Annotated in this window: 13 protein-coding genes; 7 read left to right on the forward strand and 6 right to left on the reverse strand. The window is 43.1% G+C overall.

The features are described 5' to 3' along the window. Nucleotides 1-275 precede the first annotated feature (275 nt). Nucleotides 276-989: a M48 family metallopeptidase gene (locus JEY82_RS11200; protein ID WP_304085476.1), complete on the reverse strand. Its 714-nt coding sequence runs from the start codon at nucleotides 987-989 to the stop codon at nucleotides 276-278. Between the two features lie 170 nt (nucleotides 990-1,159). Here JEY82_RS11200 and JEY82_RS11205 point away from each other — a divergent pair, with 170 nt between their 5' ends. The 6 genes from JEY82_RS11205 to JEY82_RS11230 all read left to right on the forward strand — a co-directional run bounded on the left by JEY82_RS11205 (nucleotide 1,160) and on the right by JEY82_RS11230 (nucleotide 5,367). Further along, complete coding sequence (locus JEY82_RS11205; RefSeq protein WP_304085604.1) at nucleotides 1,160-2,290, forward strand: MFS transporter; 1,131 nt, start codon at nucleotides 1,160-1,162, stop codon at nucleotides 2,288-2,290. A gap of 174 nt (nucleotides 2,291-2,464) precedes the next feature. Next, nucleotides 2,465-2,800 carry an STAS domain-containing protein gene (locus JEY82_RS11210; protein WP_304085477.1) on the forward strand — a complete coding sequence of 112 codons (336 nt, stop codon included), beginning with the start codon at nucleotides 2,465-2,467 and terminating at the stop codon, nucleotides 2,798-2,800. A 16-nt stretch (nucleotides 2,801-2,816) separates the two neighbouring features. Then, a complete protein-coding gene (locus JEY82_RS11215; protein ID WP_304085478.1) occupies nucleotides 2,817-3,605 on the forward strand; it encodes a thioredoxin domain-containing protein in 789 nt (262 codons plus the stop codon). 45 nt (nucleotides 3,606-3,650) lie between these two features. Next, nucleotides 3,651-4,196, forward strand: a complete 546-nt coding sequence (locus tag JEY82_RS11220) for a chemotaxis protein CheD (RefSeq protein WP_304085479.1) — start codon at nucleotides 3,651-3,653, stop codon at nucleotides 4,194-4,196. Next, on the forward strand, nucleotides 4,193-4,987 hold the full coding sequence (budA, locus tag JEY82_RS11225; protein ID WP_304085480.1) for an acetolactate decarboxylase: 795 nt from the start codon (nucleotides 4,193-4,195) through the stop codon (nucleotides 4,985-4,987). The genes JEY82_RS11220 and budA overlap by 4 nt, the downstream gene beginning before the upstream one ends. A gap of 68 nt (nucleotides 4,988-5,055) precedes the next feature. Further along, entirely contained in the window at nucleotides 5,056-5,367 is a 312-nt protein-coding gene (locus tag JEY82_RS11230) for an Hpt domain-containing protein (RefSeq protein ID WP_304085481.1), read from the forward strand. 77 nt (nucleotides 5,368-5,444) lie between these two features. Here JEY82_RS11230 and uvrA read toward each other — a convergent pair whose 3' ends face one another. Then, nucleotides 5,445-8,192, reverse strand: a complete 2,748-nt coding sequence (uvrA, locus tag JEY82_RS11235; protein ID WP_304085482.1) for an excinuclease ABC subunit UvrA — start codon at nucleotides 8,190-8,192, stop codon at nucleotides 5,445-5,447. A 166-nt stretch (nucleotides 8,193-8,358) separates the two neighbouring features. Beyond that, complete coding sequence (locus tag JEY82_RS11240; RefSeq protein WP_304085483.1) at nucleotides 8,359-9,168, reverse strand: HD-GYP domain-containing protein; 810 nt, start codon at nucleotides 9,166-9,168, stop codon at nucleotides 8,359-8,361. A gap of 101 nt (nucleotides 9,169-9,269) precedes the next feature. Here JEY82_RS11240 and JEY82_RS11245 point away from each other — a divergent pair, with 101 nt between their 5' ends. Next, complete coding sequence (locus JEY82_RS11245; RefSeq protein ID WP_304085484.1) at nucleotides 9,270-10,457, forward strand: iron-containing alcohol dehydrogenase; 1,188 nt, start codon at nucleotides 9,270-9,272, stop codon at nucleotides 10,455-10,457. A gap of 115 nt (nucleotides 10,458-10,572) precedes the next feature. Here JEY82_RS11245 and folD read toward each other — a convergent pair whose 3' ends face one another. The 3 genes from folD to JEY82_RS11260 form a co-directional block, all read right to left on the reverse strand. After that, the gene (folD, locus tag JEY82_RS11250) at nucleotides 10,573-11,430 is read right to left on the reverse strand and encodes a bifunctional methylenetetrahydrofolate dehydrogenase/methenyltetrahydrofolate cyclohydrolase FolD (protein WP_304085485.1); all 858 of its coding nucleotides are present in this window, start codon (nucleotides 11,428-11,430) and stop codon (nucleotides 10,573-10,575) included. A gap of 109 nt (nucleotides 11,431-11,539) precedes the next feature. Further along, nucleotides 11,540-12,832 (reverse strand): phosphopyruvate hydratase, encoded by a 1,293-nt coding sequence (eno, locus tag JEY82_RS11255; protein WP_304085486.1) that lies wholly within the window; start codon nucleotides 12,830-12,832, stop codon nucleotides 11,540-11,542. 90 nt (nucleotides 12,833-12,922) lie between these two features. Then, entirely contained in the window at nucleotides 12,923-13,708 is a 786-nt protein-coding gene (locus JEY82_RS11260) for a type III pantothenate kinase (RefSeq protein WP_304085487.1), read from the reverse strand. Nucleotides 13,709-14,133 lie beyond the last annotated feature (425 nt).

The following is a 14,133-nucleotide window of genomic DNA, read 5'->3' on the forward strand; positions in this document are numbered from 1 at the left end:
TTTCTTGATAAAAGACAGTCATATCTATACAAATCCCTTCCAGCAAAAAAATATCATTTAGATCTCATCGCCAGTCGCGAACCGACTTAAGACCTTTCCACAAAATATGAACTTCCTATGTTCAGAACTAAACCTGTAATTCTAATTAGATGGTCATGTTCTGCACACTTGTGGAAAACTTTTTATACCCTTTGTTCATAAAGCAATAAAACCTTCCCCCTAAAAGGGAGTCCAGAGGGCCACGGGCCTTCTGGTCCAGCTGAAGGCGAAATCACCTAAAAATTAATCCAATCGGGAACAAGCGGACTTGCCTCACTAAGTTCTTTCTCGAGCGATTGAAAATCTGGCTCCACCTGCTGCACAAGCTGCCAATATCTAGCAGAGTGATTAAGATGAACGGTATGGCAAAGCTCATGAATCAAGACATAGCGAACCAGTCTGAACGGCAGAAACATAAGCTTCATGTTAAGATTAATATTCCCCTTTGAAGAACAGCTCCCCCATCGTTTACGCTGAGAACGGATGAACAATTTTTTAAAAGGCATATCTATTTCTTTTGAAATTTTCGTAAGTTCTGCGAGCAGAAAAGAGCGAGCCTGTGTACGGACAAACTCTGTCAGAGCAACAAGATCTTCCTGCTCAGTCCAAGCCGCACCGCTCAACATCAATTTGTCCACATTTTTGCGGACTCGCAAACCGGGCTTTCTGGTCCGCACTCTATGAATATAAATTTCGGTATCAGTCGCAACAAAAAACAGACTTTCAGGCAAAACCAGCTCCGGCGGAGAAAGTGAAAATCCTTTCTGTTCCAGATGCTTAATTGCGGATAAAATCCATTCCCGCTTGTTCTCAAGAAACCGCGGAACTTCAACCTTCCGTACACCTTTAGGCAAAACGACTTCTAATCCTTTATCAGGGATCAGCTTAATAATTACATTTTTTGCCCGCGCACTCACCCTTATTGAATATGGTGGCGGAAAATCAGCCATAAAAAAACTCCCTGAGAATAAAATTTTCAATTCTGCTAAGCGAAGTTTTTGCTTGTATTGCAAAATCTTCAGGACTAGCATTCGCACTCTGATTTTGAGACAAAATTCTTTCCAACATTCCATCCCCCAAGGACTCCCCTGTGACCAAATCTGCGCTGAATTCTCGCAAAATGTATATTTTTCTTCTCATTCTGACTATAGCAACAGCAATAGGATTTCAGGGGTGGAGAACTCTTTTAAATAACTTCGCCATAGATGTTGCCGGCCTAAACGGCGGGGAATTCGGCCTGATAGGCTCAATCCGCGAGATTCCGGGATTTCTGGCTTTATTTGTAATCTACTTTCTCTTTATCATTAAAGAACACAGACTTGCGGCTCTTTCTGTCATTCTCATGGGCGTAGGTGTTGCAATAACAGGGTTCATGCCTTCTTTCATAGGCATTGCGTTCACAACGATACTCATGTCCTTCGGGTTTCATTATTATGAAACACTTAATCAGTCTTTAACCCTACAATATTTCGGATACTCGGAAGCACCAATTGTAATGGCCAGACTTAGAAGTCTCGGAGCAGCTACTAACATTTGTGTAGGGATGGCAATCTTCGCAGTCTCCGGTATTTTTGACTACAAAGAAATGTTCATAGCTGCTGGCGCATGTGCAATTCTAGGCGGCATATACTGCTCTTTTCAAGATCCTTCATCTAAAGAAATACCTCTTCAACATAAAAAAATGATCCTGAAGTCAAGATACTGGCTTTTCTACGCCCTCACCTTCATGGCCGGTGCACGGAGACAAATATTTGTAGCTTTTGCAGTTTTTCTACTAGTCAAAAAGTTTAATTATTCCATCCAGGATATCACCATTTTATTTGTAGTAAACAACGTTATTAACTACTTTTTAAATCCCTTAATTGCCAAGGCTGTCAATAAATATGGTGAAAGAAAAGTACTGAGTCTTGAATACGCAAGTTTAGTTTTGATATTTACGGCATATGCCTTCATTGAAAGCCCTTTAATCGGTGGGATTCTTTATATTTTAGACAACATATTTTTCAACTTTGCCATGGGTATCCGCACTTTCTTCCAGAAAATAGCGGATAAAAAAGACATTGCACCAAGTATGGCTGTAGGCTTTACCATCAACCACATTGCAGCAGTAGCCATTCCCGTTCTGGCAGGCATTGCGTGGATGCAGGACTACCGCATAGTCTTTCTAGGCGCCGCGGCATTATCTGCTATTTCACTGATTCTTGTTCAATTTATTGATCGTGAACTAAAAATGAAGATGAACTTAAATTAAAAACTAAAACAATTTCACAGTATTTATATGTTCCCAATGAATATTCCTTGAACATGTGTTATTTAAAATTCATTGGAGCACCCCTTTACAAAAAGAAATAAATCAACGAAATTAATTTTTTAAATATCAAATATGCAATCTAAAGATAGTACCTAAGGTTTATAAGGATCCACGATGGAACTAAGTAGTAAAAAAATTGAAAATGCTCTTATTATCGGTATGAAAGGAAGACTCGACGCGCTGACTTCTCCTAATTTTGAAGATGCAATATGCAAATTCATCAGAGAAGGTGAAATCAAAATTGTTTTCGATCTCGGCGACCTTGATTACATCTCCAGCGCAGGTTTAAGGGCTATTCTTTCGACAGCAAAAAGACTAAAAGCTGAAGACGGAGCAATTGCTTTTGCTAACATTACCGGAATGATCAGTGAAGTTTTTGAAATTTCAGGATTTGGCTCCATGTTTAATATCTATGGCTCTGCCCTACTCGCCGCAAAAGAACTGTCTTAGTTTGAAGGAGGGCCAAATGAGACTATTTTTTATTTCAATTTTATCAATTACAACATTATTTCTCTTCTCTTCATTTGCGAAGGCTAAATCCCCCCTTGATACTTCGCTCCAAAAAGAAATAAAAACAGTATTACAAAACAACCCTGAACTTATTTTAGAAGCTTTCAAAGGACATGAGGAAAAACTGTACGACCTCATGCAGGTCGGGCTTGAAAAGAAAAATAAAACTAAAATACGGAACAGACAGAAAAAACAACTGGATAATCCGAATATTCCGCTTTCAATGCCTAATCGCCCGCTATGGGGAAATCCCAATGGTGATATTTCCATCTTTGCATACTCTGATTTTCAATCAGCAAGCTGTTCAAAAGCAAACAAAATAATACAGGAACTTTTAAAAAAAGACCCAAAAATTAATTACCGCTACCGGCATAACCCTCAAGGTTTTCACAAGATGTCCCGCCCTGCGGCACTGTATTATGAAGCTTTAGCACGGCAGGACCACCAGAAAGCAATCCTATTTAACAGTCTGCTATTTGCAAATCGGTCTAAAATTAATAAAGACGGACTGAAAGAACTCGACACACTTGTGTCAAAGGCCGGAGGTAATCTGCCCCTTCTGCATCGCGACATCAAGTCAGTTCGACTTTTCAACCTTGTTGACCGTGATATCAACGAAGCTAAAAAATTTGGATTTACGGCTTCACCTGTATTCGTTATCAACGGCGTGACGATATCCGGAGCGGCTCCACTTAAAGAATTTAAAGAAGTGATCCAACTAATACGCGATCATATGTCAAAATAAATTTCCCGTATAATCTTCCAATCTTCTGCATAAAAGGATCAGTAAATGGTTTTGAAGAACTCCGACATACCCCATGTCTTTCTCCATACCGGAGACGCTTTCATCGGAGTAAGCCCTACAATAGTTTCAACTGTGCTCGGTTCCTGTGTAGCCATTACAATGTTTTCCCCACGCATGAAACAAGGCGCAATCTGCCACGCATTTCTCCCCTCGCGAAAAGAAATTAACCCGGATAAACAAATATCAATCCAAATTTGTAGATATGTAGACACGGCCGTTGACCATTTGCTAGCATGCATGCTCCGCATCGGAACCAGAAAAAATGAACTTGAGGTCAAAATATTTGGAGGAGCCAGCGGGCTAACCTTATCAAAAGTCAGAGCTCCGCCCTCCTTTGCCGTAGGAGGGCGAAATATCCAAATGGCTCTAGATTCCTTATCGGCGATAGGACTTCACCCTAAAGCAATGGATACGGGGGGAAATGTAGGAAGAAAGATTTTATTCGCCACACACAGCGGAAACATCTGGCTTAAAAGACTTGATAAACAAACCCTATTGAAAACAACCTGTCACCTCACGATTAAAAAATGAAATTATTTAAAAAAATTTTCCCTATAGCTTTTTTTCTCCTGATTCTTATCGGATCTTTCAGTCCAGCCTATGCAGACGAAACAATCTACCAATATTCAACTATCGACTCTTTGTTGCTTGGCAACTATGATGGAGATTTGACCGTTTCCGAGCTGAAAAAACACGGAGATTTCGGAATAGGCACCTTTAACGGTCTAAACGGTGAAATGGTTTTTATCGACGGTGAAGTCTACAGAGTCGGATATAATGGTAAAGCTGTCGCAGTTGATAATCTTACCCGAGTCCCTTTTGCTGATGCCCTCATCTTTAAAACAGATTCCATACTGAAAATAGACTCAGCTTCATCACTTGAAGAATTGAACCTGAAAATCACCAATGCCCTTCCATCTTCAAACATCTTCTTTGCCATCCGCATAGACGGCAGATTCAACATGATGCGGACACGAAGTGTTCCTGAACAAAAGAAGCCTTACCCGCCCCTCATTGATGTCGTAAAACATCAAAGCATCTTCAAATTTACAGAAATAGAAGGGTCCCTTATCGGCATCAAAAGCCCTGCCTATGTAAAAGGAATAGGAGTTCCTGGATTCCACTGGCACTTCATTACCAAGGACCGCACTGCCGGCGGACATGTTTTAGGCTGCCAAGTCAAAAACCTTATCGCAAAGGTCGGATCTTACAATAATTTCTTCTTACAGCTACCCAAAACCAAGAGTTTTCTAGATTCTGATCTCAGTAACGACAAAGAAAAAGAATTAAAAAAAGTAGAAAAAGATTCCATTAAGGATTAATAATAGAAGTTCAAGTACGCCTTCTTTTCACGGGAGTGCGACTTTCTTTTTTATTCTGGAGGAATACCATGAGCAATAAATTAATTGTCAAAGTAGATGAAGATCTCGAAGAGATCATGCCACGATATCTTGAAATCAGACATAAAGAATTGGGTGAACTCGAAGAGGCAATAAAAGCCGAAAACTTCGACCAAATCAGGATACTGGGACACAAGCTGAAAGGAACAGGATCGTCTTACGGCTTTGAAGAGCTAACAAGACTTGGTGGTCTTATTGAAAATAAAGCTTGCGATAAAATCATGACGGAAATTCCTGAGTGCACTGCCAAGGTCCGCAGCTATCTTGAAAACATCGAAATTGAATATGTTCCAATGGACTAATTATTATCCGTACAAACTTCCTCTGGAAGTTTGTACGGATTTTTTATTTAAACCGCTTAATTTACCGCAATCGCAAGCTATAATAAAAACTGCCCTGTAACCGACTCGGGATTTTCCATTATTTCTTCCGGTGTACCTTTTGCAACAATCTCTCCACCGGACTCGCCTCCGCCCGGACCTAGATCAAAAACATAATCAGCAGCGCGGATTACATCGGTATTGTGTTCAATAACAATGACCGTTGCCCCTTTTTCTACCAACTGCTGCAAAACTTTGATCAACTTGCCGACTTCGTGCATATGCAATCCCGTGGTCGGCTCATCAAGAATATAAAGAGTACCGGGCAAACGTCTTTTGCCCAGTTCACGTGATATTTTAATGCGTTGAGCTTCACCACCCGAAAGAGTCGTTCCCGGCTGACCGAGTTGTAAATATTCAAGCCCGACCTGCTCTAATACTTCGAGTCTACGCTTCAAAGTAGGATGATTTTCAAAGAAAACTTTCGCCTGCCGGACGGTCATATCAAGGACTTCTGCTATATTGCGCCCCTTGTAATCTACTTCGAGCGTCTGGCTGTTATATCGCTTACCTTTGCAGACATCACAGGTCACGTAAACATCCGGTAGAAAATGCATTTCAACTCTTATCTGACCATCACCGCGACAAGCTTCGCAGCGTCCGCCACGAACGTTAAAACTGAACCTACCCGGCTTGTAGCCGCGCTTTTTAGATTCTTTTGTCGCCGCAAATATATTTCTGATCTCGTCAAATATTTTAGTATAAGTCGCAGGATTAGACCTCGGAGTTCTTCCAATAGGAGACTGATCAATTGAAATTACTTTTTCAATCTTATCAATGCCGTCAATTCCGGTAATCTGCCCCGGCTGATCAACCTTTATCCCCCGTGACAATGCCAGATGCTTATACATGGAATCCACCACAAGCGAGCTTTTTCCTGAGCCGGAAACTCCGGTGAAACAACACAAGATACCCAGCGGGATGTCCACATCCAGATTTTTAAGATTATTTGTTGTAACTCCGCGCATCCTTATCCAGTCGGAAGGAATGCGCCTTTCCTCAGGCTTATCAAGAGATAGTTCTCCGCGTAAATATTTTGCAGTGAGTGATTGCGACTTACCCAGCAGATCGTCAACGCTGCCCTGAAAAACAATCTCACCACCAAGCATACCGGAACCGGGGCCAAGCTCAATAACATGGTCGGCATTTCTGATAGTGGATTCATCGTGTTCAACCACCAGCACGGTATTCCCGCGAGCCTGCAATGAACGTAACGTTTTGAGAAGCCGTTCGTTATCATGAGGATGCAACCCGATAGACGGCTCATCAAGCACATACGTTACACCGACAAGCCCTGAACCAAGCTGTCCTGCCAGACGGATACGCTGAGCTTCTCCCCCAGAAAGAGTCGCCATATTACGACCTAGATTTAAATAATCCAGTCCGACGTTGGCCATAAAACCGATGCGGTGAATCAATTCTTTAAGCAAAGGCTCGGCGATAAGCGAATCATGCCCTTTAAATTCCAGCCCTTCCAACCAGTTAAGCGCCCGCTTGATAGACATGGAACAAAAGTCGAAAACACTTTCGCCTTCAACCCGTACAGCAAGCGACTCAGGACGCAGACGTGCGCCATTACATGCGGGGCAAGGCATATTCTGTCTAAAACGAGCAAGTTCATCACGCCAAATGCGTCCCAGGTCACGCCCGGCATCAAGCTGATTAATTATCCCTTCCCAATCAAGCTTCTTATCTCCGTAGAACAACGCGTTCATAGCTTCTTTGGAAAATTCATTCAGAGGGGTATCGATCTTAAAACCATATTTTTTGCCGAGAGCACGAAATTCAGCCTCATAACGCCCAAACATTTGCGGAGATTTCCAAGGAATAACCGCTCCTGATTTAAGAGAAAGACCTTTATTCGGTGCAAGCAAATCAGGTTCATAATACTCAACACTGCCGATTCCTGAACAGGTCTGACAGGCTCCCTGAGGACTGTTGAAAGAAAAAAGTTGCGGAGACAAGCGCGGCATACTTATTTTACAGGAGGTGCAGGTCGACATGGTTGAAAGATAAATATCCTCACCGCCGACAATTGAAACTATGACTGATTCATCGCCATAGCGCAGAGCAAGCTCCAGTGAATCGCCCAGCCTTTTCTTGATATCATTTTTTATGACCAGACGATCGACCACCAGCTCAATGCTGTGCTTACGGTTCTTTTCAAGCTCCGGAACTTCATCGATCGCAGAAATTTCTCCATTCACCCTTACGCGAACAAATCCTTCTCGCTTAAGTTTAATAAAAAGATCTTTATGAGTACCTTTTTGATGATCAACAAGCGGAGCAAGGAGCATGAATTTTGTACCGGCTTCAAGAGACATCATGCGATCCAGAATTTCATCCGAAGTCTGAGCTTCAATAGCTTTACCGCACTTAGGACAATGATATTTTCCTAGTCGCGCATAAAACACGCGTAAAAAATCATAAATTTCTGTCACAGTTCCAACAGTTGAACGCGGGTTGCGGGAAGTAGATTGCTGCTCAAGCGAAATAGCAGGAGACAGACCTTCAATCTTATCAACTTTCGGCTTATCCAGCTGGGGTAGAAACTGCCGCGCATATGCTGAAAGCGACTCAACGTATCGACGCTGTCCCTCGGCATAAACAATATCAAATGAGAGAGTAGATTTACCTGATCCAGAAGGACCGCAAACAACTACCAACTGATCACGCGGAATATCTAAACTCAAATCTTTAAGATTGTGATGCTTCGCACCTTCAATATGAATTGACTTGTTCTGCATATATTTCTCACTGTCCGAATTATTTGATCCGGAACAAACTTCAATTTTTCAAGGATATTTAAAGACTAAAACGGCGAGTGGAAATAATAAGCATTTTCATATCAAAGGCAAGCTAAGTAGGAATCATTCTTAAATATCTTTTTACCGCATGAAAACAATAAGTATTTTATTTCCCATCATTCTCTCCTAAACAGGTCGAAAACTCCTCATCCACCACTTCAAGGCCACCCTCTTGTATCTCTTTGATGAATATTTCAACCAGTTCTGGGTCTAGAGAAGGCCCTGCTAGCTTTCTAAGAATGGGGAAGGCCTTATCAAGTCCCATTGCATCCTGATAAGTGCGACTCGTAGTAATGGCATCAAATACATCCGCAATACTCAAAATACGCGCTCCCTTAGAGATTTCATCACCTTGAAGCCCGTTCGGATACCCTGTTCCATCCAGTCTTTCATGATGGGCGCGCACAAATTCAACTGCAGGACCGAGAAATTTAAGTCCTTTCAGCATGCGGAACCCGGCTTCGGGGTGCCGCCTTATTTCAGCGAGCATGTCATCATCAACGTGAATATCTTCATTGAAAAACAATCTGTCGCTGAACCCGATTTTACCTATGTCATGGAGAATTCCCGCAAGTCCAACTGTCCAGACTTCGTCATCTGAAAACCCGGCCCGAAGAGCCAGTCTCTGAGCGTACTGTCCCACACGCTCACCGTGGCCGCGAGTATACTTATCCCTCAGACTCAGCCCGCGCGCAGTGGCTTTAACGGTATCCACAATATTCTGCTTAAGTTCTTCATTGGCCTGCTCAAGAGCAAACTCACGAGCCTCAATTTTAACCATCATCATACCGACAGATTCAGCTACTTCACGAACATACGGACTATACTTATCGGTAGTAAGTTCCATAATATCATTTGAATAACTTCCGCCCGAAATATCCTGAATACAAGCCAGAAGATGAGTTAAACCTTCCATATGACATATCCGTTGTTGAAAATTAATTTCTTTTAAGAAACTATATAATGTGACAACGTAAAAATAGCAAAAGAACTACTTAACTCATAAAGGAGATCTCAGTGAATACTTCATTCAACTATTTCATACCCACTAATATTATTTTCGGAGCCGGACGCATAAAAGAACTGGCAACAGTAGCTCTGCCCGGAACCAAGGCTCTCATAGTAATAAGCTCCGGCACGTCAATGACCCGTTTCGGATACCTTGATACGGTTGTTAAGGCTCTTAAAGCACAAAAAGTTGAAACTGTAATTTTCAGCAAAGTCCTCCCTAACCCTATCGTTGATCACGTCATGGAAGGCGCTCAGATGGCCCGTGAAAACGGCTGTGATTTCATCGTCGGACTCGGGGGCGGCAGTTCAATTGATTCAGCTAAAAGCATCGCGGTGATGGTGAATAATCCAGGAACATATTGGGATTACATCGGCGGCGGAACAGGAAAAGGAAAACCCGTCACTGAAAAAGTATTACCCCTGATCGCCATTCCGACAACCGCAGGAACAGGCACAGAAGCTGACCCGTGGACCGTTATCACCAACTTGGAAACCAAGGAAAAAATCGGCTTCGGCGTTGCGGGAACTTTCCCCGTAATTGCTATTGTTGACCCTGAAATGATGCTCAGTGTCCCCGCACACCTGACAGCATATCAGGGCATGGATGCCTTTTTCCACGCCGCAGAAGGATACCTTGCCAACGTCCACCAGCCAGCAAGCGACCTGTTCGCTCTGGATTCCGTCAAGCTGATAACAAAACACCTGCCGACAGCAGTAAAAGACGGCTCAAACATGGAAGCCCGCACCGCCCTAGCATGGGCCAGCACGCAGTCCGGCATGGTGGAATCAACATCCAGCTGTATATCACAGCATTCAATGGAACACGCACTAAGTGCGTTTGACCCATCTGTTACGCATGGCGCAGGACTGATCATGCTGAGTGTTTCCTACTTCTCATTCATGGCAAAGAAAGTGCCCGAAAGGTTCCCCGCTCTTGCCGAAGCAATGGGTGTTGATGTCAGCAAACTGCCGGAAAGCGAACGCCCTATGGCATTCATCACTGCACTAAAACAGCTCATCAAAGACATTGATTGTGACGGACTGGATCTTAACGATTACAAACTTGATAAATCACAGGCTGGAGCACTTGCCGATAACGCAATGACCGCCATGGGATTTTTGTTCACGCTTGATCCTTACCAGATGAATAAAGAAGAAGTTGTGGGGATATTTGAGAGTGCTTTTGATGCGTAGGGTTTAGATAAAATTTAATTTAAGAAAATATTGATTGTAATAAGTAATCCCCTCTTTCGTTTATTCGAAGGAGGGGATTTTCAAATTCTATATTCCAAATAAAGTTCAATCTCACTTAAGCGTTATGCTCCCGAAAAGCCTGAACAGTATTAATTAGCAACTGTGCGATAGTCATAGGTCCAACTCCGCCGGGAACTGGAGTCATTGCGCTGGCAACGCCTTCTAGTGCAGCGTAATCACAATCACCGACCAGACCGTCATCAGTGCGGTTGATACCTACGTCGACAACGACCGCGCCCTGTTTCACCATATCTTTGGTGATAAATTTAGGGATGCCGATAGCGGCGAATACGAAATCCGCGCTCTTAACTTCTTCCGCAAGATTCGCAGTGCGTGAATGACAGACAGTCACTGTGGCGTTTGCGAAATCACCATACTGCATCAGCATCATGGCGAGGGGTTTACCTACGATATTTGAACGTCCCACTACGACCGCTTTTTTGCCGGAAGTAGGTAAATTGTAACGTTCCAGTAGAGTCATGATTCCAGCTGGTGTGCATGAACGAAAACCGGGCAATCCAAGCATGAGCTTGCCGACATTCATTGGATGAAAACCGTCAACATCTTTGCCGGGATCGATGAGTTCTAGGCAACGCTGGCTGTCGAGTCCTTTAGGGAGAGGAAGCTGGAGCAGAATGCCGTCAACCTTATCATCAGCATTGAGCGTCTTGATCAGGTCTTCAAGATCCTGCTGAGCTACTCCGCCATCAATGTGATGTGCATAAGAGATAATCCCTGATTTTTCACAGGCAATTTTCTTGTTGCGAACATAAACTTCTGATGCTGGATCTTGTCCAACAAGAATGACGGCCAGACCGGGAGCTCTGCCGTATTCTGATTTTAATGAATCTATTTCAATTTTAAGCTCTTCACGAATAGTGAGTGCTGTTTCTTTTCCGTTTAAAATAATCATAGTGCATACTCCGTGCTGAATTATTCAAGACACTGGTTTCATATAATACAAAAGGCCGGAGCGCAATTGCACTCCGGCCCTTTGAATAATCTTATAAAACAGTGCGACTCTAGCCTTCAGGGAAGAATGCTTCGCGAAGAGCAGGTCCGTAGTAGATACCTTCATCTTCGAGATCTTCTTCAATACGAAGAAGCTGGTTGTACTTTGCAAGCCTGTCACTGCGGCACAAAGAACCGGATTTAATCTGACCGGAATTGAGACCGACAGCAAGATCAGCAATGAAGTGATCACTGGTTTCACCGGAACGATGAGAAACAACGGTGGTGTAACCGGCCTGTTTTGCAAGCTCAATGGTATCGAGGGTTTCAGTAACAGTTCCGATCTGGTTCAATTTGATCAGAATAGAGTTACAAACACCGCGTTCGATTCCTTCAGCAAGGATATCAGGGTTGGTAACGAATACATCGTCACCTACGATCTGAATGCGTTCACCGAGGACTTCGGTGTGATGTTCCCAGCCTTCCCAGTCGCCTTCTGCAAGCCCGTCTTCAATAGAGATAAGCGGGAAGCGATCACAAAGGTCAACATAGAAGTCAGTCAATTCATCAGCTGTGAACTCTTTGTTTTCGCCTTTCAGCACGTACTTACCGTCTTTGTAGAACTCGGAAGCAGCAGCATCAATTGCGAGAGCAATGTCATGACCGGGTCTGTATCCAGCTTTCTCGATAGCTTTGATAATGTATTCAAAAGCTTCAGCGTGAGAACTCAGATTCGGAGCGAATCCGCCTTCATCACCTACTGCGGTGTTATGACCGTCAGCAGCAAGAATACCTTTCAAAGCGTGGAAAGTTTCAGAACCCATGCGGAGAGCTTCCGCGAAAGTTTCAGCGCCGAGAGGCACAATCATGAATTCCTGAATATCAAGATTGTTGGGAGCATGCTCACCACCATTAATGATATTCATCAAAGGAACAGGCAGCAATTTTGCATTTACGCCGCCAAGGTACTGATAGAGAGGAATTCCAAGCAAGTTGGCAGCAGCTCTTGCAACAGCCATGGAAACACCCAGCATTGCGTTAGCGCCGAGTCTTTCTTTGTTGTCGGTTCCATCAAGATCAATCAGGAAGTTATCAATTGCAACCTGACGCAGTGCGTCCTGTCCAACCAATGCTTCAGCGATTTCTTCACGGACATTGGCAACAGCAACCTGCACGCCTTTTCCGCCGTAACGGTCCTCATCACCATCACGAAGTTCAAGAGCTTCGCGAGTACCGGTGGATGCACCGGAAGGAACAGCAGCACGGCCAGTGGCGCCGGATTCAAGAACCACTTCTACTTCAATTGTGGGGTTACCTCTGGAATCAAGAATTTCTCTAGCCCAGACAGCTACGATAGTGCTCATGACATTTCTCCTTGAAAATAGATAAACATTACTTTTCCGGTTTACTTCCGAAATGTCGGTAACAAGCTCCGACAAAAACCTTACGACCGTTTATTCCTCAATGCCAAACCAGCCCATGCGAAGGCCGTCCAAAAGAAGGGTCGGCTCTACACGGTCAATAGCACGGCAAACTTCAGCTATTTTTGAGGCAAAGCCTCCGGTGGCAATGAGTTCAACCTCACCGCCCAAAGTATCACTTAACCGCTGACTCAGCCCTTCAACCATAGCGGCAAATCCGAAAATAAGCCCCTGATTAAGACTGTCAGCGGTACTTTTACCCGGCCTGATAACATTTGATTCAAGCTCAAGAGTAATATGCGGAAGTTTTGCTGTTCCGGAAGAAAGCGCCTTGGTAGACGACAATACTCCGGGACAAATTAAACCACCCATATACGCATTACCCACAACACAATCAAATGTGGTTGCAGTTCCGAAATCAACTACAATAATATTTTCGCTATCACTTATACAGCGGGCTGAAAAGGCCGTCACAAGCCTGTCCGCACCAACTTCCCACGGGCGTTCATATCTATTGTCAATATTCAGTTTGATATCTTCAGGACAAAAATTCAAATCGCATGAAAAAAATCTCTTAACAGCAGATCTCAAAATGGGATTCATAGGAGGAACAACAGAAGAAACAGCGCCCCCGACAATATCCTCGGGAGCATATCCGGCTATGCGGCATATTTCAAGAAGTCTAAGCCCCCATGAATCAGCAGTGCCGCCGGGATCAGTAGGCAAAACAAAAGAAGGGCCGATCTCATCACGGGTCGAAAAACCAATTTTAGTATTGGTATTACCCACGTCAAAAAGAAAAATAGTTTCGGAACTCAACAAAATCTCCTGAATAGATACAAATTCGAATTACGGACAGACCATGCTGCATACTTTCACATGCACTTTTAACCCTTTCAGCAGAAATAACAACCAAAGCAAAGAATGTTTTTACAACAATAAGACAACAATCTTGAATTGCAAGTAGCTAACAAACAATATTGAAACAAACCCATCTCGGCCTATTACCACAATCAGAGAAAACTAAACACATATAGCTACAATTTATAAAGCCGATTTTGCAGATACATAAACAAGAACTGAATTTCGCCTACTTCATTCCGTAACACTAATCAATGAAAGATCGCTTAACTGACTACGGTAGTTGTAATTTTGATTAATTATACATTAATTCTATAGATGTTTTAAAAAGAGCATATTGACTTGAATACAAATTAAAACTAACAATTAATGATCAATTAAAG

It is taken from the genome of Maridesulfovibrio ferrireducens, assembly GCF_016342405.1.
Lineage (GTDB): Bacteria > Desulfobacterota > Desulfovibrionia > Desulfovibrionales > Desulfovibrionaceae > Maridesulfovibrio > Maridesulfovibrio ferrireducens_A.

What these genes read in the sequence shown, in the direction of transcription:
- JEY82_RS11200 (WP_304085476.1), bottom strand. Translation starts at nt 989, where the DNA reads ATGGCTGATTTTCCGCCACCATATTCAATAAGGGTGAGTGCGCGGGCA.
- JEY82_RS11205 (WP_304085604.1), top strand. Translation starts at nt 1,160, where the DNA reads ATGTATATTTTTCTTCTCATTCTGACTATAGCAACAGCAATAGGATTT.
- JEY82_RS11210 (WP_304085477.1), top strand. Translation starts at nt 2,465, where the DNA reads ATGGAACTAAGTAGTAAAAAAATTGAAAATGCTCTTATTATCGGTATG.
- JEY82_RS11215 (WP_304085478.1), top strand. Translation starts at nt 2,817, where the DNA reads ATGAGACTATTTTTTATTTCAATTTTATCAATTACAACATTATTTCTC.
- JEY82_RS11220 (WP_304085479.1), top strand. Translation starts at nt 3,651, where the DNA reads ATGGTTTTGAAGAACTCCGACATACCCCATGTCTTTCTCCATACCGGA.
- budA (WP_304085480.1), top strand. Translation starts at nt 4,193, where the DNA reads ATGAAATTATTTAAAAAAATTTTCCCTATAGCTTTTTTTCTCCTGATT.
- JEY82_RS11230 (WP_304085481.1), top strand. Translation starts at nt 5,056, where the DNA reads ATGAGCAATAAATTAATTGTCAAAGTAGATGAAGATCTCGAAGAGATC.
- uvrA (WP_304085482.1), bottom strand. Translation starts at nt 8,192, where the DNA reads ATGCAGAACAAGTCAATTCATATTGAAGGTGCGAAGCATCACAATCTT.
- JEY82_RS11240 (WP_304085483.1), bottom strand. Translation starts at nt 9,168, where the DNA reads ATGGAAGGTTTAACTCATCTTCTGGCTTGTATTCAGGATATTTCGGGC.
- folD (WP_304085485.1), bottom strand. Translation starts at nt 11,430, where the DNA reads ATGATTATTTTAAACGGAAAAGAAACAGCACTCACTATTCGTGAAGAG.
- eno (WP_304085486.1), bottom strand. Translation starts at nt 12,832, where the DNA reads ATGAGCACTATCGTAGCTGTCTGGGCTAGAGAAATTCTTGATTCCAGA.